Genomic DNA, 23546 nt, shown 5'->3' with positions numbered 1-23546 from the left:
TGCACGGTTGTGCAGCGCTTTTGGAGGGAGCCAGAAGATGAGCTTGAGAAGCATGAATATCGCGCCCAGGGCCGGCCTGGGCTTTGGCTTGGTGGCGGCGCTGGTGTTTGCCTTGGGTGCGTTTGCCCTGATGCAGATGACCAGCATGCGCCAGCAGTCCGAGCAGGTCGACAGCAACTGGTTGCCCAGCGTCATTTCGGTCGGCCAGATGACCCAGGACATGCTGCGCATCCGCGCCTTGACCCTGCGCCTGCTGGTCAATCGCGATGAGGCGGCGCTGGCGCAGAACAAGTCGCGCATCGAAGAGATCAAGGCAGGCCTGGGCAAGGCCCAGCAGAAGTACCAGGCGCTGATCGTGCTGCCCGAAGAGCAGGTCCTGTTCGACCGCTACCTGAGTCTGGAGCAGCGCTACCTCAAGCTGCAGGCGCAGGTGGTGGAGCTGTCTGCCGAGCACCGGCTCGAAGAGGCGGTGGCCATGGTCAACGGCGAGATGAATCAGCTGGCCGACCAGTTGACGGCCAGCCTCAACGAGCTGATCGCGCTCAATAACCAGCATGCCAATACCGCGACCGACCTTGCCGAAGTTGTCTACAAGGAGGCGCGGATCTGGGTGATTGGCTGGCTGATTGCCGCCGTGGTGCTCACCGTGGTGTTGGCCCTGACCCTGACCCGCAGTATCGTCCGGCCGTTGGCGCAATCACTGAAGGTTGCCGAAGTGGTGGCCACCGGCGACCTTACCCCACAGATTTCGGTGCAGGGCAAGGATGAGCCGGCACGCTTGCTTGCGGCCTTGAAGCAGATGCAGCAAAGCCTGCGCGATACCATCGGGCGCATCTCCGACTCCTCCAGCCAGTTGGCCTCAGCCTCCGAGGAGCTCAGCGCGGTGACTGAAGATGCCACCCGCGGGCTGATGCAGCAAAGCCAGGAAATCGAGCAGGCGGCGACCGCGGTCAACCAGATGACCACCGCGGTGGAGGAGGTGGCGAGCAATGCCGTGGCCACTTCCGAAGCTTCGCGCGAGTCGGACCGCATTGCCCGTCAAGGACGCGAGCAGGTGCGCCTGACCGTGACGTCGATTGAGGGCCTGGCGGCGGGTGTTACCGCCAACGCCGAAGAGGTCGGGCAACTGGCGCAGCAGGTTAATGGCATCACCAAGGTGCTGGATGTAATCGGCGCGATTGCCGAGCAGACCAACCTGCTGGCCCTCAATGCTGCGATCGAAGCCGCACGGGCCGGTGATGCCGGGCGTGGTTTTGCTGTGGTGGCTGACGAAGTACGGGCACTGGCCCATCGCACCCAGCAATCCACCCGTGAAATCGAGCAAATGATCGATGGTATCCAGCAAGGCACCCATCGCGCCGTCGAGGGTATGCAGCAGACCAACGAGCGGGCGCGCGGTACCCTGGAGGGCGCTCATGCTGCCGGTGCGGCGCTGGAGGAGATAGCCGCAGCCATCAGCCTGATCAATGAGCGCAACCTGGTGATTGCCAGTGCCTCGGAGCAGCAGGCACAGGTGGCCCGGGAGGTGGACCGCAACCTGACCAATATTCGCGACTTGGCCATGCAGACCTCGGCGGGGGCCAATCAGACCAACGCGGCGAGCCAGGCATTGTCGCAGTTGGCGATCGAACTCAATGGGTTGGTGGGGCGGTTTTCGGTGTAAAGCATCGCGGGTCAAGTCGAGTCGTCGCACCGCCGCTCCCACAAGGTCGGAACAGGACCCGCGATGGCACAAACAAAAACGCCCCGACGAGTCGGGGCGTTCGAGCATAAGGGGGCTAGCCCTTACTTGCCTGCCCAGCGCTTGAGCACCAGGGTGGCGTTGGTGCCGCCGAAACCGAAGCTGTTGCTCATCACGGTATCGATCTTGGCATTTTCCTGAGTCTTGGTCAGGATCGGCATGTCGGCTACTTCCGGGTCTACTTCGTCGATGTTGGCGGAGCCGGCAATGAAGTTGCCCTCCATCATCAGCATGCAGTAGATCGCTTCGTGAACGCCGGCAGCGCCCAGGGAGTGACCGGACAGGCTCTTGGTCGAGCTGATGGCTGGAGCCTTGTCGCCGAATACTTCGCGAACGCCCTTGATCTCGGCAACGTCGCCGACCGGCGTCGAGGTGCCGTGGGTGTTCAGGTAGTCGATCGGGGTGTCGACAGTGGACATGGCCATCTGCATGCAGCGGATGGCGCCTTCGCCACTTGGAGCGACCATGTCGTAGCCGTCGGAAGTGGCGCCGTAGCCGACGATTTCGGCGTAGATCTTGGCGCCACGGGCCAGGGCGTGTTCCAGCTCTTCAACCACGACCATACCGCCACCGCCAGCGATGACGAAGCCATCACGGTCAGCGTCGTAGGCACGGGAGGCTTTTTCCGGGGTGTCGTTGCGCTTGCTGGACAGTGCGCCCATGGCGTCGAACAGGAACGACTGGCTCCAGTGCTCTTCTTCACCGCCACCGGCGAAGACGATGTCCTGCTTGCCCATCTGGATCTGTTCCATGGCGGTACCGATGCAGTGAGCACTGGTGGCGCAGGCGGAAGCGATGGAGTAGTTCAGGCCCTTGATCTTGAACGGGGTGGCCAGGCACGCCGAGACGGTGCTGCTCATGGTCCGGGTGACGCGGTACGGGCCAACGCGCTTGACGCCTTTTTCACGCAGGATGTCCAGCGCTTCCATCTGGTTCAGGGTCGACGCGCCGCCTGAGCCTGCGATCAGGCCAGTACGCGGGTTGGAGACCTGCTCTTCGGTCAGGCCCGAGTCCTTGATCGCGTCGGCCATCGCCAGGTAGGCGTAGGCGGCGGCGTGACCGACGAAACGGAAGACTTTACGGTCGATCAGTTCTTCGAGGTTGAGGTCGATGGAGCCGGAAACCTGGCTACGCAGACCCATTTCGGCATATTCCGGGTTGAATCGGATGCCAGGGCGGCTTGCACGCAGGTTGGCGGAGACGGTCTCTTTGTCATTGCCCAGGCACGAAACAATGCCCAGACCAGTGATAACGACGCGGCGCATGCGGATAACCCTTAGAAGTTGTCAGTGGAGGTGAATACGCCGACCCGGAGGCCGTCGGCGGTGTAGATCTCGCGACCGTCGACGCTGACCGAACCATCGGCGATGGCCATGTTCAGCTTGCCTTTGAGGACGCGCTTGATATGAATGTTGTAGGTGACTTTCTGGGCGGTCGGCAGGACCTGGCCGAAGAATTTCACTTCGCCCGAACCCAGGGCGCGACCACGGCCCGGCAGGCCTTGCCAGCCGAGGAAGAAGCCGACCAGTTGCCACATGGCGTCCAGGCCCAGGCAGCCTGGCATCACCGGATCACCTTCGAAGTGGCAGGCGAAGAACCACAGGTCCGGGGTGATATCCAGCTCGGCGACCAATTCACCTTTGCCGTACTTGCCACCCTCGGCACTGATATGGGTGATGCGATCCACCATCAGCATGTTCGGGGCGGGCAGTTGCGCGTTACCTGGGCCGAACAGCTCACCGCGACTGCAGCGCAGCAGGTCTTCCCGAGTAAAGGCGTTTTGTTTGGTCATGCGAGCTCCTCAATAGTCCCCGTGCGGCAGGGGGCAAATCTTCCCGGCCGTCCCAAAACATGTACGTTTGAGCCGGCAGCCTACACATAGACTATTGCGTTGTAGTGAAAGTCACAGCGCACGGGGCAAAGAAGTACACTTGTGCACTGAAATTTTATTTTCAAGCCCTTCGCGGCGCTTGTCCAGTCTCTAAGACTGCCGCAATTTAGCATTTATCGCCAGTCACAGCTGTCTGACCGGGCAGCCAGCGTTGCAGAATTTGCTGTAGATCAGTGCGTTTGAACGGCTTGGCCAGATAGTCGTTCATGCCCGCGTTCAGGCAACGCTCGCGGTCACCCTGTAAGGCGTTGGCGGTCAGGGCGATAATCGGCATGGCGGCGGCCTGCGGCAGCTGGCGAATGCGCCGGGTGGCTTCGTAGCCATCGATGATCGGCAGGCGGCAGTCCATCAGTGCCGCGGCAAAGCGCTGGCGCCCGGCCTGGGCTACGGCCTGGGCGCCGTCGACGGCGACGCACACTTCAAAGCCCAGGCTGCGCAGCATGGCTTCGATCACCGTCTGGTTCACCGGGTTGTCTTCGACCAGCAAGATACGCCGGCCCTGGCCATTGTCTTCGACACGGGTCAGGCCACCGGGCAGGCGCGGCGTTTGCGCGGTGGACAAGGCCAGGGGCATTTCCAGGGTAAAGGTCGAACCCAGGCCTTCACGGCTTTCGCCGCGCAGGGTACCGCCCATCCGTTCGGTCAGGGTGCGGGCGATCGACAGGCCCAGGCCGGTGCCGCCATAGCGGCGGGAAATCGAACTGTCGGCCTGCTGGAATGCCACGAACATCATTTCCAGGCGCGTGTTGTCGATGCCGATACCGGTGTCGCGTACCGCACAGGTGAACCAGATCAGCTGGCGGTCGAGCACCTGCCAGCGTGGTTCGATGTGCACACTGCCGTGTTCGGTGAATTTCAGTGCATTGCCGATCAGGTTGAGCAGCACTTGGCGAATGCGGGTCGGGTCGCCGACTACCTGCAGTTGCTCCATGCCCGGCGGCAGGTGCAACTGCAGGTCCAGCTCGCGCTGCTGGGCCAGGTGCTGGAACGACTGGACGCTGCTGCCGATCAGCTCGCCGAGGTTGAAGTCGATGTGTTCCAGCTCCAGGGCGGTACGTTCGATGCGCGAGAAATCAAGAATGTCGTTGATGACCTTGAGCAGGTGCCCGGTGGATTCGCTGGCCACGGCGGTGTATTCGGCCTGCTCTTCGTTGAGCGAGGTTGTTTCCAGAAGTTGCAGCATGCCCATGACGCCGTTCATCGGCGTACGCAGCTCGTGGCTCATCATCGCCAGGAAGTCAGATTTGGCCTTGTTTGCCTGTTCGGCTTCCTCGCGGGCCTGGATCAGTTGCGACATGGCTTGCTGCTGTTCATGGCTGGCCTTGCCCAGCGCACTGGCAAGGTTGTTGATGTGCCGGGCCAGGTGCCCCAGTTCGCTGTCATCGACCACCGGCAACGGCGCATTGAAATCGCCTTGCTGGATGGCCTTGACCGCATGGCCCATATCGCTGATCGGCTTGGCCAGGCTCAGGGCCAGGCGCCGGGCAAGTATGAAGGTGAACAGCAGGGCGAACAGGGCGAGGATCCCGGCCTTGACCACGATCTCCTGTTGCCGCTCGCTGAAGGCGTCGTCCGACATGCCGACGATTACCCTTCCGAGGTAGTCATCGCCGATGTTCTTGGTCGGCGCGTTACTGTGCAGAAAGTCGTTGTCCAGGCGAATTTGCTGCAGGCGGATCGGTGCTTGGAACACTTCCACCTGCTGCGCACGGTTGCTGCTCTCATCCGGCTGCTCGACATAGACGAGGATATGATTGCTGCTGTCCTGCACCTCGAGAAAGCGCACGTGGGGGATGCTCAAGGTAGCGCGCATCAGGCTCTCGAGCACTTCGTTGTTGCCGGCGATCACCCCGTATTCGGAGGCCGGGGCCAGTTGGTTGGCGATCAGTTGGCCGGTGTGGTTGAGCTCCTGGCGCAGGTCCTGGATGCGCACGAAGGTAAAGAAGCTGATCAGCAGCAGGGTCAGCAACAGGGCTGGGCCGAGGCTGATGATCTGCGTGCGGGTGTGAATATCCCAGCTCAGGCGCCGGCTCATGGTGTGCTTTCTCCTTCGGCCACGGCCAGGGCGGCGGCGGCCGGGTCAATCGCTTCGATGCCCAGGGCGCGGGCCACCTGCTGGTTGCCCAGGACGCTGAAATGATCAGGGTAGAGCGTTCGCGGCCAGCGGTTGGGTGGCTGCTCGAGCAGCCGATCGAGCACCGCCAGCCAGTCGTCCTGGTCACTCAGGGTGCTGGCCAGGGCACCGGCCTTGACGAACCCGGCATTCGGCCCGATCAACGCCATCTGTCGACCATAACTGCTGAGCAGCACGTTCTTCGCCGACTTTGAGTTGTACAACTGCGGGTCATCGATGCCCAGCAGTACATCGCTGTTTTGCAGCAGGGTTTGCAATGGCCGGCTGTCGCGCAGGTCGGGCCAGGCTTCGGCGATGATTTCCAGGCCCAACGGGCGCGCCGCCTTGCGCAGCTCGTCGAGGAGAAACTGGCTATGTTCGGTATAGAGCACGCCCACCCGTTTGGCCTGTGGCAACAGGTAGCGGGTCAGGCGCAGCTGGCGGGCCGGGGGTGGGTCGCTCCACAGCAGGCTCAGGTACGCCGGGCGCAGGCTGCCCAGGCGTTGCTGGGCCTGCACCCGGCTCACGCGCAAGGCCAGCGCCGCAGGCCCGGCGGTTTCGCTCAGGCGCCATTCGAGGCTGGCGCCATCAAGCAGGATCAAGCGGGTGGCGGCTTTGATCTGGCTGGGGCGTGGCAGCTCGGCCACTGGCACGAAGTGCACCTGGTCAGCCGGGCGGCGTTCGCGTAACGCCTCGACGAAGCTGCGCACGCCGGGGCTGTCCTGGCTACCGCTGAGCAGGATTTCACTGGCGGACAGGGCACTCAGGGGCCACAGGCAGATCAGCAGCAGCCAGCGCCGCAGGCAACGCATCAGAACTCCAACTGCGCACTGAAAGACAGCACCTGGCGGCTGTCATAACGGTTGTCGTAGATGGTCGTCGGCTCGTCGTCCAGGCGCTGCTGGAGCATGCCCGCCAGCTCCAGGCTGGTGCGCTCCCAGCGCAGGCGCTTGGCAACGCGCAGATCAACCCGTTCGAAGCGGTACTGGTTGAGGGCGTCATCGCCGTAGTAGAAAAGAGCACTGGACCAACCCATGCCCCAGTCACGCAGCCAGCCGGCCGAGCCGCTGTTGCGCGCACTCAGGCGGCGATCGGCCGGGTTGCTGGCCCAGGCGTCGACGTAGGCGTAGGTCAGGCGCACACGGTCGGCCTGGCTCAGGCGCCAGTCCAGTTGCGCTTCGCTGCCACTGAAGCGGGCCCTGTTGCTGTTGCTGGCAATGTACTGGTTGTTGCGCAGCGGCTCGCTGATCATGCCGGTGATTTCATCGTAGAACAGCTTGAGGTCGAGGCTCAGGTCGGCATCGGCGAAGTATCCGTTATAGCCCAGTTCCCGCGAGCGCATGCGCTCCTGTTCAAGGTCGCCGGGGCCGCGGGTCTTGACGAAGTACTCGGCGTTGCGCTGGCCGAAGGCGCCGGGTGCCAGGTTGTTGACCCGATAACTCCAGTTGACGTTGTTCTCGAACATGTCCGGCGAGCGCACGGCTTCGGAGTACACCGCACGCAGGCCGTGGCGCGGGGTGATCAGGTAGTTGAGCGCCATCCGCGGGGTCAGCGAGCTGCCGGACAGGCGGGTATCTTCGTACATCGCCCCGCCCTGGAGGATCCAATGCTCGTCGGCGCGCCATTCCAGGTGGCCGAACAGGCGCCAGGTGCTGTCATCCAGGCTGCCATTGAAGTAAGTCTGCGAGTCGGCGCGGTCGTACCGGTAGTTGGCCCCGCTGACCAGGCGCAGGCTGTCGGACAGGCTCAGGGTGTCCTGTACCTCCAGGTCATAGCGGGTCTCGCGGGTGCTCTGGTCGATATCGCCGCATACTTGTTGCGCGCCGCCATTGCGCCACTGCTGCTGCACCTGTTCGGCCAGAGCACGCTCCTCGGCGCTGCCTGCAGGCAGTGGTGAGGTGATGTTGCGTGCCACCTGCTCGGCGTAGTTCGGGTTCAGGCGCCAGAGCTGGGTCAGTTGCGGGCTGAAGGACAGCGCCGCGTCACAGGCACGCCACACTTGTTCACGCTCCCAGTGCTGGGCCGAGCCCTGCACATAGAGGCTGTGGTCGGGGTTGAAGTCGATGTTCCAGCGCAGCGAGCCGGCGTAGTCCTTGGCGTTGAGGTCGGCGTTGTTGCCTGCGGCCGTGACATAGGGAAACACCGGCTTATAGGTATAGGGCCGTTGATCGCTGCCTTCCTTGGCCGAGAATTGCCAGTCCAGGCTCTGGTTGCTGGCCAGGCTGTGGCTGGCACTCAAACCCAGACGGTTGAGGCGGCGGCTGTCGCGGTAGTCCTGGCCCCAGCGGTTTTCGTCGAAGCCATCGTCTTGCATCCCCGAGAGCGACAGGCGCAGGTCGCCACCGTCCCAACCCAGGCCCTGGCTTGCGTACCAGTCATTGATGCCGCGCTGGCCGCGGGTGACTTTCAGGCGCGTGCCATGGCTGTCGGCCGGGTTGCGGGTAAGGATGTTGACCACCGCCATCAGCGCATTGGCGCCATAGCTGACGGTGTTGGGGCCACGAAACACCTCGATGCGCTCGATGTCTTCCATCGCCAGCGGAATGTCGCTCCAGTCCACGGTGGCCAGGCCTGCGCGGTACACCGAGCGGCCGTCGATCAGTACCTGCATGCGCCGGGCATCGTTGACGTTGCTGCCGTGGTAGTTGACCGTCGGCTGGTTGCCGGCGCCATAGCCGATCATCATGCCTGGCACCAGGCGCAGCAGTTCGGGAATGTCGCGGGCGCCGCTGGCGCGAATCAGCTCGCTGTCGAGCACGGTCATGCTGCCCGGCACTGCCGCTGGCGATTGCTTGAGGCGGGTGGCGGTGAGCACCTGTGGCAGGGCCTGGCTGTCGACGAACAGGTCGTCAGCCATGCTGGGGCCGCTGAGCAGGGCTGTCAGCAGCAATAAAGGGCGTGTGGAGGTCGGGCCAAAAGACACAGTGCGGCCTTGGTAGCGGGTTCAAGTCGGGCATGTTAACCGAGTGACGGGTATTTTCCAGTCGTGCTCAAGGCGATGCCAAGGCCGATTCGGTCATCTGCCACTGGCTCTGGCACTGGCGCTCCGTATAATGCGCAAGTCGCCACTTTAATTGGTTTTAACGGATTGGATATGACTGAACAGCAGCCTGTTGCAGTTCTGGGAGGCGGGAGTTTCGGCACCGCCGTGGCGAATCTACTGGCGGAAAACGGCGTTCGGGTGCGGCAATGGATGCGCGATCCCGAGCAGGCCGAGGCCATGCGCAGCAACCGCGAGAACCCGCGCTACCTCAAAGGCATCAAGCTGCATGCCGGGGTTGAGCCGGTCAACGATCTGCTGGCGACCCTCGAGGCCTGCGAGCTGATCTTCGTGGCCTTGCCTTCCAGTGCCCTGCGCAGCGTGCTGGCGCCCCATGCCCAGCTGTTGGGCGGCAAGATGCTGGTCAGCCTGACCAAGGGCATCGAGGCGCAGAGCTTCAAGCTGATGAGCCAGATCCTCGAAGAAATCGCGCCTCAAGCGCGCATCGGCGTGCTGTCGGGGCCGAACCTGGCCCGCGAAGTGGCTGAGCACGCCTTGACCGCCACCGTGGTTGCCAGTGAGGACGAAGCGCTGTGCCAGCGCGTTCAGGCCGTGTTGCACGGGCGCACCTTTCGCGTTTACGCCAGCGGCGACCGCTTTGGGGTCGAACTGGGCGGGGCGCTGAAGAACGTCTACGCGATCATCGCCGGCATGGCCGTGGCCTTGGGCATGGGCGAAAACACCAAGAGCATGCTGATCACCCGCGCCCTGGCCGAGATGACCCGCTTTGCCGTCAGCCAAGGGGCCAACCCGATGACCTTTCTGGGCCTGGCCGGCGTCGGCGACCTGATCGTCACCTGCTCCTCGCCCAAGAGCCGTAACTATCAAGTTGGCTACGCCCTGGGCCAGGGCCTGAGCCTGGATGAGGCGGTCAGCCGCCTGGGCGAAGTCGCCGAAGGGGTGAACACGCTCAAGGTGCTCAAGGTCAAAGCCCAGCAAGTGCAGGTCTACATGCCCCTGGTGGCCGGGTTGCATGCGATCCTGTTCGAAGGCCGGACCCTGACCCAGGTGATCGAGCTGCTGATGCGCGGCGAGCCGAAAACCGATGTCGACTTTATCTCCACCAGCGGTTTCAACTAAGCAGGAGCAGGACATGAACGAATCTTCCAACCAGACCCAGCGCGAATCGATCATCTTGCGCGTGTTGTGGATGCTGGTGTTCCTGGTGGTCTGGCAGCTGGCCGAACTGCTGCTCGGCGGCCTGGTGCTGGTGCAACTGATCTATCGGCTGATCTACGGCGCTCCGAGCGCCAGCCTGATGAATTTCGGTGACAGCCTCAGCCAGTTCCTGGCCCAGATCGGCCGCTTCGGCAGCTTCCACAGCGACCAGAAACCCTGGCCATTCGCCGATTGGCCAACCCCGCGCGCGCCGGAAGGCGAAGCCGCGCACAGCGTACCGCCTGCGCCGCATCCGGTGCGTGACGAAGAGCCAAAGCTGTGAAACTCTGGGTCTTGCGTCACGGCGAAGCCGAGCCACGGGCCCACACCGACGCCGAGCGTCGGCTCACCGCCCATGGCCGCGAGCAGGTGCTGCGCAGCGCGGCGGTGCTGCTTGGCCAGCCGCCGCAGGTGATCCTCGCCAGCCCCTACGTGCGCGCCCAACAGACGGCCGCGCTGGTCCACGAGGCCCTCGGTTTTGCCAAGCCGGTGCAGACCGTGCCTTGGCTGACGCCGGACAGCGACCCGCAAGCGGTCATCGCCGAGCTGGACAAGCTGGGCGTGGAGGAGGTGTTGCTGGTCAGTCACCAGCCGCTGGTGGGCACGCTCGTGGGGCTGCTGGAGCACGGCCATTACCGTAGCCCGGCGCCCATGAGTACCGCCAGCCTGGCACAGCTTGAAGGCGACTGGCCGCTGGCCGGGCTGATGACCCTCAAGAGTCTCAAGCACCCGTGAGTCACCCTCAATAACAAGCACAACAAGGAATTGCGCCCATGAGCCTGTGGCATACCCAGCCTGACATCGAACAACTCAACGCCTTGCAGAAGAACACCATTGGCGAAGTGCTGGACATCCGTTTTGAATCATTCAGCGAAGACTCGCTGAGCGCCAGCATCGTCGTCGATCACCGTACCCACCAGCCGTTCGGCCTGCTGCACGGCGGCGCTTCGGTGGTGCTGGCCGAAACGGTCGGTTCGATGGCCAGTTGCCTGTGCATCGACCCGCAGAAATTCTACTGCGTGGGCCTGGAAATCAACGCCAACCACCTGCGCGGGATCCGTGGCGGGCGGGTAACGGCGACGGCCAAACCGGTACATATCGGCCGCAGTACCCACGTCTGGGATATTCGCCTGAGCAGCGACGAGGGCAAGGCCAGTTGCATTTCACGCTTGACCATGGCCGTGATTCCTCTCGGCCAGGACGTCCCCAGCCGCTGATCGACCTGGCATTTTTACCAGTTGTCGTGTCCCGTGCAGCTTGTTAGCGTGCGTTGAAGTTGCGGGGCAGGGTGTCCCAGGGAATTCGACTATGAGCAGTAGACATCTGGATCTGGTGTACTCGGCCGACGTGCAGCCCACGCTCGACAAGGTACAAAGGCATCAGGCACTGGATTTTGCCGAGTACCGCATGTTGCAAGACAGCGCCGATGCCAAGCTCGACTACCTGTTGCGCAAGTTCGAAGGCCAGTACGAGTTGGAGCAGCTACGCCAGGCCAGTATCCGCATGTCGCACCTGTTGCAGACCAGTTGCCTGGCCCTGCGCCGACTCGAACTCAATGTCGAAGACAGACGTCGCGCCCGTGAAGCGCTGGAGCAGCAGGTGGCTTATATGCAGGCTTGCCTGCGCCGCTCGATGGCCAGTTTCGGCGAGTATTGACCTGATTGCCGTCGCCGATGGCTTTTCCGGACATTGCCGCAGCGGGTGCGGTTGCCGACAATGAGCCATCACTTCCCTCTGGATTGGCGGCCATGTCGCAGCAGATCTTCTTCGCCCATGCCAATGGCTTTCCCTCGGCCACCTACGGCAAGCTCTTTGCTGCATTGGCGCCGGACTATCAGGTGGCCCACCTGGCTCAACACGCCCACGATCCGCGCTTTCCGGTCAATGACAACTGGCAGAGCCTGGTCGACGAGCTGATCCATCACCTGGAGCAACAGCCGGGGCCGGTCTGGGGCGTCGGCCATTCCCTGGGCGGCGTGTTGCACCTGCATGCCGCCATGCGCTGCCCGCAGTACTATCGCGGCGTGGTGATGCTCGACTCGCCGGTGTTGACCCGGGTCGATCAGTGGCTGATCCAGGCGGCCAAGCGCATGGGCTTTATCGATCGCATTACCCCGGCCGGGCGTACCTTGGGGCGCCGCGAAGCGTTTGCCGACCGTGACAGCGCCCGGGCCTATTTCGCCGGCAAGACGCTGTTCCGGCATTTCGACCCCGAGTGCCTCGACGCCTACCTGGAGCATGGCCTGCAGCCGGGCGGAGACGGTTTGCGCCTGCGCTTTGATCCGGCCACCGAGATCAGCATCTACCGCAGCCTGCCGCACACCAGCCCGAGCCCGGCCAAACAGCTTGAACTGCCCCTGGCCATGGTCCGTGGCAGCCACAGCCGGGTGGTCAAGCGTCATCATGCCCTGGCTGTACGGGGCATGCCCCGGGGGGAGTACCACAGCCTGCCCGGCGGGCATATGTTTCCGCTGGAGCACCCAACCGACACCGCGAGCCTGATCAAGGGCTTGTTCGACCGCTGGCAGGATACGTCGGCATGACCACCGAAATGGAAGAAGTGCGCCTGAACCTCGGCCATATCGAACTGGCCGCACACCTGTTCGGCCCGGTCGATGGCCTGCCGGTGATTGCCTTGCACGGCTGGCTGGACAACGCCAACAGCTTTGCCCGCCTGGCGCCGCGGCTCAAGGGCTTGCGCATTCTGGCCCTGGACCTGGCTGGCCACGGCCATTCCGAGCATCGCCCGGCCGGCGCCGGCTATGCCCTGGCCGACTACGCCCATGATGTGCTGCGGGTCGCCGAGCAGATGGGGTGGGAACGTTTTGCCCTGCTCGGACACTCGCTGGGGGCGATCATCTCGGTCGTGCTGGCCGGCGCGCTGCCCGAGCGGGTCACCCGTCTGGCCCTGATCGACGGGGTGATCCCGCCCAGCAGCGGCCCGCAGGATGCCGCCGAGCGCATGGGCATGGCCCTGCAGGCGCAACTGCGCCTGGACAGCAAGCGCAAGGCGGTGCACCCGACCCTCGACCAGGCCATCGAGGCGCGCATGAAAGGCCTGGTGGCGGTCAGCCGCGAAGCCGCCGAACTGCTTGCCCAGCGTGGGCTGATGCCGGTACCCGGTGGCTTCAGCTGGCGCAGCGACAGCCGTCTGACCCTGCCGTCACCGACCCGGCTCAACGAAGCCCAGGCGATGAGCTTCGTGCAGCGCATCGCCTGCCCGGCGAAACTGGTGGTGGCCGCGGACGGTATGCTCGCGCGCCACGGCGAGTTGCTTGAGCAGCTACCCTTTGAGCGAGAACAACTGCCGGGCGGCCATCACCTGCACCTGAATGACGAGACCGGCGCAACCCTTGTTGCAGACTGTTTCAATCGCTTCTTTGGCATTTCTTGACTTGTGGCGGGCAACTGTCGAGGCTTGGCGGGTTGAACAGGGAGACAACCATGAACGAGCAAGACACCGCCACATCCGTTGACCACCTTGACGCCCCGCGCTCGGTGGCGAGCCTATGAGGCTCATACTTTTTATCCAGGCCGCGATGGCCGGGCTCGGCGTTCTTGCCAGCGCGCCGTTGCTGGCCGACAGCTTGCCGGTACCGCTGGACGCCAAGGTGGTCGATCAGCGCCCGGCGCTGGTACAGGAACGGGTCTACCCGCTGGGCGGCCTGCGCAAGATCAGCAACCAGTTGCGGGTCGAAGGCAAGATCGAAAGCCGCGGCCAGGTCAGCTCGACCACCTATGAGCTGCCGCGCGAGCGCAGCGCCAATGAAGCCTTCACCGCCGCCCGGGAAGCCTTGCAAAAGGACGGTGGCTACCCGTTGTTCTGGTGTCAGGCCCGCGATTGCGGCGAAAACAGCCTGTGGGCCAACGAGGTGTTCAAGAACCGCCTACTGTCGGGCGCCGACGAGCAACAGGCGTTCATTCTGCTGCGCCGCTCCGCCGAGCAGAACAACACCCTGGTCGCCCTGTACAGCATCACCCGCGGTAACAAGCGCGCCTACCTGCACGTCGAGGAATTCGTCGCCGACGCGCCTCTGGGCGAGCTGCTGCCAACGCCGGCAACCTTGATGCGCGAACTGCTCGACACCGGCAAGCTCGACTACCCTGACCTTGATGGCGAGCCACCAGAAGCCTGGATCAACCTGCTCGGGCGCAGCCTGAACAACAGCACCACCTTGCGCGTGAGCCTGAGCGGGGCCAAGGCCGAAGCCTGGCGCGAGCAACTGGTCAAGGCCGGGGTACGTCCGGCGCGGCTGGAAGTGGGTCAGGCCGAGACTGATGGATTCCACGTCGAACTGATTCGTTGATCGAGAAGCATGATGCCCAATAATGACCGCCTGTTGGTGCAAATCATCCTGCTGGCGCTGCTTGGCGCCGGCCTGTGGGTGATGGCACCGTTTATCTCAGCGCTGCTCTGGGGCGCCATCCTGGCCTATGCCAGCTGGCCGCTGATGCGCCTGTTGACCCGCCTGCTCGGCGGCCGCGAAACCCTGGCGGCAGGCTTGCTGACCAGTTTGTGGATCCTGCTGGTGGCGTTGCCGCTGGTGTGGCTGGGCTTCAACCTGGCCGATCACATTCGTGATGCCACCGCCTTCGTACGCGACGTGCAGGTCGACGGCCTGCCCGATGCGCCCGTTTGGCTGGGTAGCGTGCCGTTCGTGGGCGGGCGTCTGGTCGGCATGTGGGACACCATCGACCAGCAGGGCGCGGCGTTACTGACGGCGATCAAGCCGTACCTTGGCCAGGTCGGCAACTGGCTGCTGGCGCGCAGCGCGCAGATCGGCAGCGGTATTCTCGAGCTGACCTTGAGCCTGGTCTTCGTGTTCTTCTTCTACCGGGACGGGCCACGGCTGGCGGCGTTTGTCCTGCGCCTGCTGGACCGGCTGATCGGCGAGCGTGGCGAGTATTACCTGGACCTGGTCGCCGGCACAGTGCAACGGGTCGTCAACGGTGTGATCGGTACGGCAGCGGCGCAGGCCGTGCTGGCGCTGATCGGCTTCTTGATTGCCGGGGTACCGGGGGCACTGGTGCTGGCAATCGTCACCTTCATGCTCAGCCTGATCCCCATGGGCCCACCGCTGGCCTGGGTACCGGCCACCGCCTGGCTGGCCTGGCAGGGTGAGTACGGCATGGCGGTGTTCCTCGGCCTCTGGGGGACCTTCATCATCAGCGGCGTCGACAACGTGCTCAAACCCTACCTGATCAGCCGTGGCGGCAACCTGCCGCTGGTGATCGTCCTGCTCGGGGTGTTTGGCGGCCTGCTGGCCTTCGGCTTTATCGGCCTGTTCATCGGCCCGACCTTGCTGGCGGTGGCCTACAGCCTGTTGCTGGATTGGTCGCGCAGCGGGCCGGTGGCGCCGCCGCGTACCTGATTGGCGGGTTTAGAGCTGCGGGGCGGTGTTCTTCACCACCGCCAGCTCCGGGTGGGCGACCAGCTTGTCGATGTGCAACTCGTCGTTGTTCATCCAGGTCTCGGTCAGCACCCGGTAGTGCTCCATGTCACGGCAGCGCATGCGCAGGCTGTAGTCGAAGTGGCCACTGATCAGCTGGCAGTCGAACACCTGCGGGCAGGCGCGCACGCAGGCCTCAAAAGCCTTTTGCGCGGCGCGCCCGCTCTGGTTGGAGAGGGCCACCAGCACCAGCAGCGACAACCCCGGCGAGACCATCTGCACATCGATGATTGCGCCATAGCCGCGAATCACCCCGCGCCGTTCCAGCTTGCGCACCCGTTCCAGGCACGGGCGTGGGGTGAGGTGCACCAGCGATGAGAGCTTTTCATAGGTGATGCGCCCGTTATGGCGCAACACATCGATGATCGCTTCGTCGATCCGGTCCAGGGGCGGCGTGGTCTGTGGGCTGTTGACCTTGGTATCCATGCAGGTTCGGCTTCACTTCAAACGGTTGGAAAGAAATTGCTGCAGGCGCTCGCTCTGCGGCTGGTCAAGTATCTCGGCGCTTCCCTGTTCCTCGACCCGGCCCTGATGCAGGAACAGCACCTGGCTCGACACCTGACGGGCAAAGCCCATCTCGTGGGTGACCATGAGCATGGTACGACCTTCCTCGGCCAGCGTCTGTATGACTTTCAGCACTTCGCCGACCAGCTCCGGGTCCAGGGCCGAGGTCGGTTCATCGAAGAGGATGATTTCCGGCTCCATGGCCAGGGCCCGGGCAATCGCCACCCGCTGTTGCTGGCCGCCGGAAAGAAACGCCGGGTACTGGTCGGCGGCGCGGGCCGGCAGACCGACCTTGTCCAGGTACTTGCGCGCCCGGGCTTCGGCTTCCTGGCTACTGACCCCGAGCACCCGCCGCGGCGCCATGCAGATGTTCTCCAGCACGGTCATGTGGCTCCACAGGTTGAAATGCTGGAAGACCATGGCCAGGCGCGTGCGCAGGTTCTGCAGCTGCGCCGGGTGCGGCGCCCGGGCACCGGCCCGGCCCTGGCGCATTTCGATCGTTTGGTTGTCGAGGGTAATGACCCCGGCATCGGGCTGCTCGAGAAAGTTGATGCAGCGCAGCATGGTGCTCTTGCCCGAGCCGCTGGCGCCGATCAGGCTGATCACGTCGCCTTTGCGCGCCTGCAGCGAGACGCCCTTGAGCACTTCATGCTCGCCGTAGCGCTTGTGCAGGTCGGCGACGCTCAGCTTGACCGTGGCATCGGCGGCAACGCTGGCAATGCGCGGGGTGGGGCGGCTGCTGTGGGTGTGCTCGGCGGTCGCCAGGGCGTGTACGGTAGTGGTCATGAGTTAGCCTCGGGCAGGAACAAGAAAGCCCATCCAGCGCCGCTCGGCCAGGCGAAACAGCCCGACCAGCGCGAAGGACAGCAACATGTACAGCAGCGCCGCCGTTCCAAAGGCCTGGAAGGTCAGGAAGGTGGCGGCGTTGGCATCGCGGGCGACCTTGAGGATGTCGGCGATGGTGGCGGTGAAGGCCAGCGAGGTGGCATGCAGCATCAGGATCAGTTCGTTGCTGTAGGCCGGCAGCGAACGCCGTAGGGCCGCGGGCAGCACCACGAACAGGTTCAGCTTCCAGCCATGCAGGCCGTAGGCCTGGGCCGCTTCGATCTCGCCATGGGGGATGTTGCGAATCGCCCCGGCGAAAATTTCCACGGTGTAGGCGCAGGTGTTGAGCACGAAGGCCAGCAGGGTGCAATTCAGCGCATTGCGAAAGAACTGGTCGAGCAGGGCGTGATCGCGCACCACCTCCAGCCCGTACAGGCCGGTGTAGCAGATCAGCAGCTGGATATACAGCGGCGTGCCGCGGAACACGAAGGTGTAGAACTCCACCGGCCAGCGCAGCCACAGGCTGCGCGACACCCGCGCCAGGGCCAGCGGCAACGACAGGAAAAACCCCAGGACCATGGTGATGACGAACAGCCACAGGGTCATGGCCAGCCCGGACATCCCGGCGCCATCGCTGTAGAGGTAGGCCTGGCCGTATTGCTCAAAGAGTTCGATCATCGTGCCAGCCCCTTGATGCCGGTGTTGTAACGCCGCTCCAGGTGCTTGAACAAGCGGTTGGAGAGGGTGGTGATCAGCAGGTACACAAGCCCGGCGATGATCAGAAAGTACAGGGTGTTGTTGGTGGACTTGCCGGCGTTCTGCGCAGCCTTGACCAAGTCGGCCAGGCCAATGATCGACACCAGCGCGGTGGACTTGAGCAGCACCAGCCAGTTGTTGCCCAGGCCCGGCAGGGCGAAGCGCATCAGTTGCGGGAACAGCACCAGGCGAAAGCGCTGCGCGGTGCTCAAACCGTAGGCCGTGGCGGCCTCCAGTTGTCCGGCCGGGACGCTGAGGATCGCGCCGCGAAAGTTTTCGGTGAAGTAGGCACCATAGATAAAGCCCAGGGTGATGACCCCGGCAGTAAACGGATCGATCTCGAAGTAGTCCCAACCGAGCAGGTCGGTCAGGTCGTTGAGCCACAGTTGCAGGGTGTAGAAGATCAGCAGGATCAGCACCAGGTCCGGCACGCTGCGAATCAGGGTGGTGTACAGGGTTGCCGGCACCCGCAGCAGCGTGTGCCGCGAGAGCTTGGCGCTGGCGCCGAACAGGCCCAGGGCCAGGCTCAGGGCTAGCGACAGCAGCGCCAGTTTCAGGGTCATCCAGGTCCCTTGCAGCAACAGCGGGCCGAAGCCCTGCAAGCTCAGGGCCTGCCAGCCATGGGAGTGAAGGAAGTCGTTCACGGGAAAAATCTCGGTAGGACGCAGGGCAAATGCGACCGTGATCAGCTCAGGGCGAACTGATCACGACGGCACGGCTTACTCGTTGTAGATATCCAGGTCGCCGACGTACTTCTTCTGGATTTCGGCGAAAGTGCCATCGGCGTGCACCGCGGCGATACCTTTGTCGAGCAGGGCCTTGAGCTCGCTGTCGTTCTTGCGCAGGCCCATGGCGATATCCAGTGGCAGGGTCGGGTCCTTGATCGCCGGGCCGCTCTTGAAGTCGGCGCCTTCGGGCTTGCTGAGGAAGTTCAGCTGCGCTTCGAGCTTGTCGGTCAGGGTGGCATCGAGGCGGCCGTTGATCAGGTCGGCGTAGTTCTGGTCCTGGGATTGGTAGGCCTTGACCTGGGCCCCCAGCGGCGCCAGCCTGGCGCGGGCGTAGGCTTCCTGCAGCGAGCCTTGCAGTACGCCGACCTGCTTGCCCTTGAGCGATTCTGGGGTGTCGCCGAAATCGGCGTTCTTGCGCACGATGACCGAGGTCGGGCTGAGGAACAGCCGGGCGCTGAAGTCGATCTGTTTCTGCCGCGCCGGGGTCACCGCCATCGAAGACATGATCGCGTCGAACTTGCGTGCCCGCAGGGCCGGGATCATGCCGTCGAATTCATTGTGCACCCAGGTGCACTTGACCTGCAGCTTGGCGCAGATGGCGTTGCCCAGCTCGATGTCGAAGCCTTGCAGGCTGCCATCGGCGGCAACGGATTCAAAAGGAGGGTATTCGGGGTAGACGCCGAAACGGATCTCGGTCCATTCCTTGGCCTGCACCGCACTTGCGCACAGTGGCAGGAGCAGCACGCTGAGGAGCTTTCGCAGCGAAGTCATATGAGTATCCCTGAGTTTTATAGTTGATGTAGGGCAGTGGTGCGCTTCTGGTCTTTCAGTGATTCTCGGGTCGGGCTCAGAATGCGCGATGACGACGTTTTTTTTGTGTCGTTTGCGCCGGCGTTGGCTGCCGGATTTTGCTGTTAACGCGTGTATTGCAGCCGAATCGGCTGAAGAACCTCCTGTTTAGGCTTCGCATGCAGCAGTTTCCGATCTGCCGCGCCGTAGCGCAGCAGAATCGGTCGGCCTCAGGCGCGTTTTTTCTGCAGGTTTTCAACCGGTGCGCGCAGCAGCGCGAACAGGTCTTTGGGGTCCTTGAGTTCCGGCACCAGGGCGATCTCGCTGCCGATGTCCAGCGCCTTGGCCACATCCAGCACATAACGCAGCGCCGAGTAATCTTCGAGGGCGAAGCCGACCGAGTCGAACAGGGTCACTTGCTCGGCGTTCTCGCGGCCGGCCACCTGGCCGTTGACCACCTGCCAGAATTCGGTGGTCGGCGAGCCGGCGGGCATTTGCTGGATTTCGCCTTCGATGCGGCTTTGCGGTTCGTACTCGACGATCACCCGCGCGCGCTCGACGATTTCGCGGTGCAGTTCGGTCTTGCCCGGGCAGTCGCCGCCGACGGCATTGAGGTGCATGCCCGGCTCGATCATTTCCGGGGTGAGGATGGTGGCGTAGGCCTTGTCGGCGGTTACCGTGGTGACGATGTCGGCACCGCGCACCGCGTCGGCGACGGAGCCGGCGACGCTCACCTTGATTGCCGGGAAGGCGCTGAGGTTGGCCACCAGCTTGGCACTGGCTTGTGGGTCCAGGTCGTACAGGCGGATGTCGTCGATGCCCAGCAGGGCGTGGAAGGCCAGGGCCTGGAACTCGCTTTGCGAGCCGTTGCCGATCAGCGCCATGCTGCGGCTGTCCTTGCGCGCCAGGTAGCGGGCGGCCAGGGCCGAAGTGGCGGCGGTACGGATGGCGGTGGTCAGGGTCATTTCGCTGAGCAGTACCGGCGCGCCGGTATCGACGTCGCCCAGAGCGCCGAAGGCCATCACCGTGAGCATGCCGCGCTGGGTGTTTTTCGGGTGGCCGTTGACGTACTTGAAGGCGTACAGGTTGGCGTCGGACACCGGCATCAGCTCGATCACGCCATCGGGCGAATGGTTGGCCAGGCGCGCGCATTTTTCGAAGTCGTGCCAGCGCAGGTAGTCCTCACGGATGTACTCGGCCATCTCGCTGATGCAGGTGCTCAGGCCTTTGCGGACCACCAGGCGGCTGAGGTCGGTAACGTCGATATAGCGGGTCATGATGAACTCCTTTGTTGTAATCAGTGACGGACGGGCAGGTGCACTTCTGCGAGCATGCAGCGCGCGCTGCCGCCGCCGATGCGTTCGATGTGGTCGATGTTCACCACCACCGGATGGCTGTGCTGCTCCACCTGCCGGCATTGTTCGGGCCTGAGCGAGCGCCAGGCGCTGCGCGACATCACCAGCAGCGGCTGGCCTTGCTTGTCATGGACTTCAAGCATGTTGCCGGCGAAGCCTTCGAGCTGGTCGAAGTCCAGGGCCAGGATGTCTTTGCCGGTGTCGCGCAGCGAATGCTCCAGGGCGCGGCGTTCATCGGCCTCGGGCAGCGCCTGCAGGCAGACCACCGAGAGCCCGCGGCCGACGCTCATCATCACGTTGCTGTGATAGATCGGCGCCTGGTGGCGGTCGACGGCGTGGAACAGGCACAGGCGATAGTCGAGCTGTTCGGCGAACAGGCGCAGGGCCTGGGTGTGGGTGCGTCCGGAATGGCAGGCGTAGCTGATCCGGTGCTCGCGATCCAGGACCATGCTGCCGGTCCCTTCCAGATACATACTCTGCTGTTCAAGGGGGCTCAGATCGATGGTCTGACGAACGGCAAAACGTTCCTCGAGCACTTTGAGTACACCCTTGCTGCGCTCCAAGCGGCGGTTCTGGCCTTCCATCGGGTAGAGCACCAGGCTGCCGTCAGCGTGGCTGCTCCACCAGTTGTTGGGGAAGATCGAATCAGGGGTGTGCGGCGCCGGGGTGTCCTGCACCACCAGCACTTCGACGCCGTGCTGGCGCAGGGTGTCGACGTAACCATCGAACTCTTCCAGCGCTTTCTGCTGTGCCTGCTCCGGCTCGAGCAGGGCTTGCTGGAAGCGGTTGTTGAGGGCGGTATCCGGGTTGAAGGCGAACCGCGCCGGGCGGATCATCAAGACTGTATTTGTTGTTTGCATCGAGGCACGCATCCGGGGTTGGCTGTGTGCTTATTGTCGATGCCCTGGGCGATAAATCCCGGCTGAAGCGCGCTGGGCGTCCAGCCGGTAAAGCTGAAATAGGAAGGTTGCCAGCGGATTCTGCTGCCGCCATCCAGGCTTGCTGTTTCAACTGCTGCACGACGCTCGCCAGCGCTTGGACGTGCAGGCGTTTGTACAGGGAGGGCTACGATTGCCAAACTCAGGAAGAGTGATGACTCCAGATGATTTCTCAGCCAATAGGTGTGCAGATGAATCGCATGGCGGTGTTGTCCAGGAAATCGACATTACCGCCTCGCCAGAAGCAAAGAACGCAATACTCAAGGCACTCGATGAATTGTTGGCATCCAGCAGCTTCTCGCGGGCAGCACGCCTAGGCCAGCTTCTCACGTATCTGGTGCGTACCTGTATTGAAGGGCAAGGGACCTACCTCAACGAGTACGCCATTGGTCTGGCGGTATTCAATCGTAATGCCAATGAATACAACCCGGGTGACGATCCCATCGTTCGCGTTCAGGCGGGACGGTTACGACACCGGCTCAAAGAGCATTATTTCTCGCGTCGCTACCCCATCCGTTTTGATATTCCACTGGGCAGTTACGTTGTGCGGTTCTTGCAAGAACAACCCTGGAGTGAACTGTCTGCCAGCGGGATTCAACGTGTCGGACTACAGGTTTGCTGTATTGGTCCTGATCAGGACGGATTGTTGTTTGTAGAGGGCTTGTCCGATGAGCTGGCTTACCACGCCTACGTTAACTTTCCCTCGGCCTTCGAGGTGGTCATTGCACTGGAAGCGTATGGCAACAAATCCTTGGACTATCTGATCGTCGCGCGCTTGCGCCTCGACGATCAGAGGTTGCGTTTGAGCGCCAGACTGACCCGTTGCAATGACGGCAGACTGCTTTGGGCGGGGCAGTATGATCACCCACCCCGTACCAATGTGATTGCCGCGCAGCAGGAGATAGCGTCTTTGATCTGCGTGTCTGCCCGACGCTTTCTACGGGTGGACTGACAGCTTCAATCGAGTAGCAGAAACAATGACTCCCGCGGTGAGGTCAGGCTGTTGAGCATTTCCAGCGCCCGCGACCACGCGGCCAGGGTCAATGCCGGTATGCGCTGTGCCTGGCCAATTGTTACATCATGCAGAATCTGCGCATGCCGGGCGTGCTCATTGAGCAGGTAGCCACGGCTTGCCTCCAACTGCGCCAGGAGGGTTGAGGCCTGTGCGTGGCTGAGCCAGCCCCCCCTGTCCTCCAGGCCGCTGAACAATGGCTTCAAATCGTCGCGACCGGCAAAGGTCAACAGCGTGCCGAGCGGCTCGCCATGCAGGAGCAATGTGATGCTATCGTTGCTCCAGCCTGCATCTTCAAGCAGCAGCTTGAGGATCAGGTGATAAGGCGGCTCGGCCTCACGTCCCAATGACGGCACCTGGCGTGAGTGGGCAAGCAGGCAGATGACCCATTGCTTTGCTGCAACATCGGCTTCTTCGCGGTCACCGTTGATCCACGAAGGGCTGAAGCGCAGTGCCGTCAAAGCCTCGGTCAACGCCGGAGTCTGTTTAGCGACTGCGGCAACGGCGTCAGCATGCAGGTGCGCGACGATCTGCTCGGGCGTCTCGTTTGCGAAGGTGCTTAACGTCGTGGTATCGAAAACATAACAATAATGCAGAATGGCCATGACGCCTCCTGAAAAAGGAAGAGATGCGAAGTACGCATCTCTTCGAGTATGGATGGTACAAAACTCAGCCTTGGGCAAAAGATGGAAGGTTCAACCCCTGGCTCAATTCGCCGCGTCGGGTGTCAGGCACTGTGACGTACTGCTGCCGGTATACCCGGTGTTGATCGACGCCGCATTGTTGCCAAGGACATAAGCGGTGATATCCGCAGGCAGCGCTGCGCCCGCCGTTCTGGTAATGCTCCAGTGCCCCTCGCCATACTCAGGCGTGTAGACGCCAATGTATCCCGCCATGTTGAGGATGTTGCCCTGGGTGTGTGCCGCCGGCTTCGAAGCCACTCCGACCACCGTGAAGCGAACCTTGCAAGCTTTGTTGTTCACATTGAGATTGGGCAATTCGAAGGTCGAGAGCCCATCGGGGTCGATTCGCCATTGGCTATCTGCCACTTTTGCATAGGTGGTGTTTTTTCGATCAACTGCACGAAATATATCGACGTTGGCAAATGCCAGGGAATTGCAGAGCATGCCGGCAACGGCCAGCGTGAGCAGGTTTCGAGTCTTCATGTCCGTTCCTTCGGTGCACAGTTATATACAGAGAGTGTGGATGGGCCTGGAGGCAGTCCGCCAGGCCCAAGCCGTTCAGG

Annotated in this window: 25 protein-coding genes; 11 read left to right on the top strand and 14 right to left on the bottom strand. The window is 63.0% G+C overall.

Features of this window, described 5'->3' with window-relative positions; all coding sequences use genetic code 11:
* The first annotated feature begins 37 nt into the window (after positions 1-37).
* The gene (locus NLX68_RS13995) at positions 38-1663 is read left to right on the top strand and encodes a methyl-accepting chemotaxis protein (protein WP_254284482.1); all 1626 of its coding nucleotides are present in this window, start codon (positions 38-40) and stop codon (positions 1661-1663) included.
* Between the two features lie 122 nt (positions 1664-1785).
* Here the strand turns inward: NLX68_RS13995 and fabB are convergent, their stop codons facing one another.
* The 5 genes from fabB to NLX68_RS13970 all read right to left on the bottom strand — a co-directional run bounded on the left by fabB (position 1786) and on the right by NLX68_RS13970 (position 8602).
* Positions 1786-3006 (bottom strand): beta-ketoacyl-ACP synthase I, encoded by a 1221-nt coding sequence (gene fabB, locus NLX68_RS13990; RefSeq protein ID WP_010224658.1) that lies wholly within the window; start codon positions 3004-3006, stop codon positions 1786-1788.
* Between the two features lie 11 nt (positions 3007-3017).
* The gene (gene fabA, locus NLX68_RS13985) at positions 3018-3533 is read right to left on the bottom strand and encodes a 3-hydroxyacyl-[acyl-carrier-protein] dehydratase FabA (RefSeq protein ID WP_010224657.1); all 516 of its coding nucleotides are present in this window, start codon (positions 3531-3533) and stop codon (positions 3018-3020) included.
* Between the two features lie 205 nt (positions 3534-3738).
* Complete coding sequence (locus NLX68_RS13980) at positions 3739-5667, bottom strand: response regulator (protein ID WP_254284481.1); 1929 nt, start codon at positions 5665-5667, stop codon at positions 3739-3741.
* Positions 5664-6557 carry an ABC transporter substrate-binding protein gene (locus NLX68_RS13975; protein ID WP_254284480.1) on the bottom strand — a complete coding sequence of 298 codons (894 nt, stop codon included), beginning with the start codon at positions 6555-6557 and terminating at the stop codon, positions 5664-5666. The genes NLX68_RS13980 and NLX68_RS13975 overlap by 4 nt, the downstream gene beginning before the upstream one ends.
* Positions 6557-8602, bottom strand: coding sequence for a TonB-dependent siderophore receptor (locus NLX68_RS13970; protein ID WP_254284479.1), 2046 nt, complete (start codon positions 8600-8602; stop codon positions 6557-6559). Before NLX68_RS13970 ends, NLX68_RS13975 begins: the two co-directional genes overlap by 1 nt.
* Positions 8603-8839: 237 nt before the next feature.
* Between NLX68_RS13970 and NLX68_RS13965 the strand changes: the two genes are divergently transcribed.
* From NLX68_RS13965 to NLX68_RS13925, 9 genes are all read left to right on the top strand, one after another.
* Positions 8840-9865, top strand: coding sequence for an NAD(P)H-dependent glycerol-3-phosphate dehydrogenase (locus NLX68_RS13965; RefSeq protein ID WP_010224649.1), 1026 nt, complete (start codon positions 8840-8842; stop codon positions 9863-9865).
* 13 nt (positions 9866-9878) lie between these two features.
* Positions 9879-10226: a DUF4389 domain-containing protein gene (locus NLX68_RS13960; RefSeq protein WP_010224647.1), complete on the top strand. Its 348-nt coding sequence runs from the start codon at positions 9879-9881 to the stop codon at positions 10224-10226.
* A complete protein-coding gene (sixA, locus tag NLX68_RS13955) occupies positions 10223-10678 on the top strand; it encodes a phosphohistidine phosphatase SixA (RefSeq protein ID WP_254284478.1) in 456 nt (151 codons plus the stop codon). The genes NLX68_RS13960 and sixA overlap by 4 nt, the downstream gene beginning before the upstream one ends.
* A 38-nt stretch (positions 10679-10716) precedes the next feature.
* A complete protein-coding gene (locus NLX68_RS13950; RefSeq protein WP_254284477.1) occupies positions 10717-11160 on the top strand; it encodes a hotdog fold thioesterase in 444 nt (147 codons plus the stop codon).
* 91 nt (positions 11161-11251) lie between these two features.
* Positions 11252-11599, top strand: a complete 348-nt coding sequence (locus tag NLX68_RS13945; RefSeq protein WP_254284476.1) for a hypothetical protein — start codon at positions 11252-11254, stop codon at positions 11597-11599.
* A 92-nt stretch (positions 11600-11691) separates the two neighbouring features.
* A complete protein-coding gene (locus tag NLX68_RS13940) occupies positions 11692-12486 on the top strand; it encodes an alpha/beta fold hydrolase (protein ID WP_254284475.1) in 795 nt (264 codons plus the stop codon).
* Complete coding sequence (locus NLX68_RS13935) at positions 12483-13337, top strand: alpha/beta hydrolase (protein WP_010224638.1); 855 nt, start codon at positions 12483-12485, stop codon at positions 13335-13337. Before NLX68_RS13940 ends, NLX68_RS13935 begins: the two co-directional genes overlap by 4 nt.
* Before the next feature lie 115 nt (positions 13338-13452).
* Positions 13453-14250, top strand: a complete 798-nt coding sequence (locus NLX68_RS13930) for a DUF4892 domain-containing protein (RefSeq protein WP_026001403.1) — start codon at positions 13453-13455, stop codon at positions 14248-14250.
* A gap of 12 nt (positions 14251-14262) precedes the next feature.
* A complete protein-coding gene (locus tag NLX68_RS13925) occupies positions 14263-15315 on the top strand; it encodes an AI-2E family transporter (RefSeq protein WP_010224634.1) in 1053 nt (350 codons plus the stop codon).
* Between the two features lie 9 nt (positions 15316-15324).
* Here the strand turns inward: NLX68_RS13925 and NLX68_RS13920 are convergent, their stop codons facing one another.
* The 7 genes from NLX68_RS13920 to ctlX form a co-directional block, all read right to left on the bottom strand.
* Positions 15325-15819: an Lrp/AsnC family transcriptional regulator gene (locus tag NLX68_RS13920; protein WP_010224632.1), complete on the bottom strand. Its 495-nt coding sequence runs from the start codon at positions 15817-15819 to the stop codon at positions 15325-15327.
* Positions 15820-15831: 12 nt separating this feature from the next.
* Complete coding sequence (locus tag NLX68_RS13915) at positions 15832-16683, bottom strand: ABC transporter ATP-binding protein (protein WP_254284474.1); 852 nt, start codon at positions 16681-16683, stop codon at positions 15832-15834.
* Positions 16684-16686: 3 nt separating this feature from the next.
* Positions 16687-17400: an ABC transporter permease gene (locus tag NLX68_RS13910; RefSeq protein WP_254284473.1), complete on the bottom strand. Its 714-nt coding sequence runs from the start codon at positions 17398-17400 to the stop codon at positions 16687-16689.
* The gene (locus tag NLX68_RS13905) at positions 17397-18122 is read right to left on the bottom strand and encodes an ABC transporter permease (RefSeq protein ID WP_010224629.1); all 726 of its coding nucleotides are present in this window, start codon (positions 18120-18122) and stop codon (positions 17397-17399) included. Before NLX68_RS13905 ends, NLX68_RS13910 begins: the two co-directional genes overlap by 4 nt.
* 75 nt (positions 18123-18197) lie before the next feature.
* Positions 18198-18977 (bottom strand): ABC transporter substrate-binding protein, encoded by a 780-nt coding sequence (locus NLX68_RS13900; RefSeq protein WP_254284472.1) that lies wholly within the window; start codon positions 18975-18977, stop codon positions 18198-18200.
* Between the two features lie 248 nt (positions 18978-19225).
* On the bottom strand, positions 19226-20272 hold the full coding sequence (locus NLX68_RS13895; protein WP_254284471.1) for an ornithine cyclodeaminase: 1047 nt from the start codon (positions 20270-20272) through the stop codon (positions 19226-19228).
* 20 nt (positions 20273-20292) lie between these two features.
* On the bottom strand, positions 20293-21210 hold the full coding sequence (gene ctlX / locus NLX68_RS13890; RefSeq protein WP_254284470.1) for a citrulline utilization hydrolase CtlX: 918 nt from the start codon (positions 21208-21210) through the stop codon (positions 20293-20295).
* A 232-nt stretch (positions 21211-21442) separates the two neighbouring features.
* Between ctlX and NLX68_RS13885 the strand changes: the two genes are divergently transcribed.
* Positions 21443-22240, top strand: a complete 798-nt coding sequence (locus NLX68_RS13885) for a hypothetical protein (RefSeq protein WP_254284469.1) — start codon at positions 21443-21445, stop codon at positions 22238-22240.
* A 5-nt stretch (positions 22241-22245) separates the two neighbouring features.
* On the opposite strand, the gene NLX68_RS13880 is transcribed toward NLX68_RS13885, so the two are convergent.
* The gene (locus tag NLX68_RS13880; protein WP_254284468.1) at positions 22246-22983 is read right to left on the bottom strand and encodes a hypothetical protein; all 738 of its coding nucleotides are present in this window, start codon (positions 22981-22983) and stop codon (positions 22246-22248) included.
* A gap of 24 nt (positions 22984-23007) precedes the next feature.
* On the bottom strand, positions 23008-23466 hold the full coding sequence (locus NLX68_RS13875; protein ID WP_254284467.1) for a hypothetical protein: 459 nt from the start codon (positions 23464-23466) through the stop codon (positions 23008-23010).
* Positions 23467-23546: the final 80 nt, after the last annotated feature.

Origin of the sequence: Pseudomonas sp. SBB6 (assembly GCF_024213215.1) — a bacterium.
Taxonomy (GTDB): Bacteria; Pseudomonadota; Gammaproteobacteria; order Pseudomonadales; family Pseudomonadaceae; genus Aquipseudomonas; species Aquipseudomonas donghuensis.
Note: the sequence above shows the minus strand (reverse complement) of the source record. Positions and strands in the feature narration are given on the sequence as shown.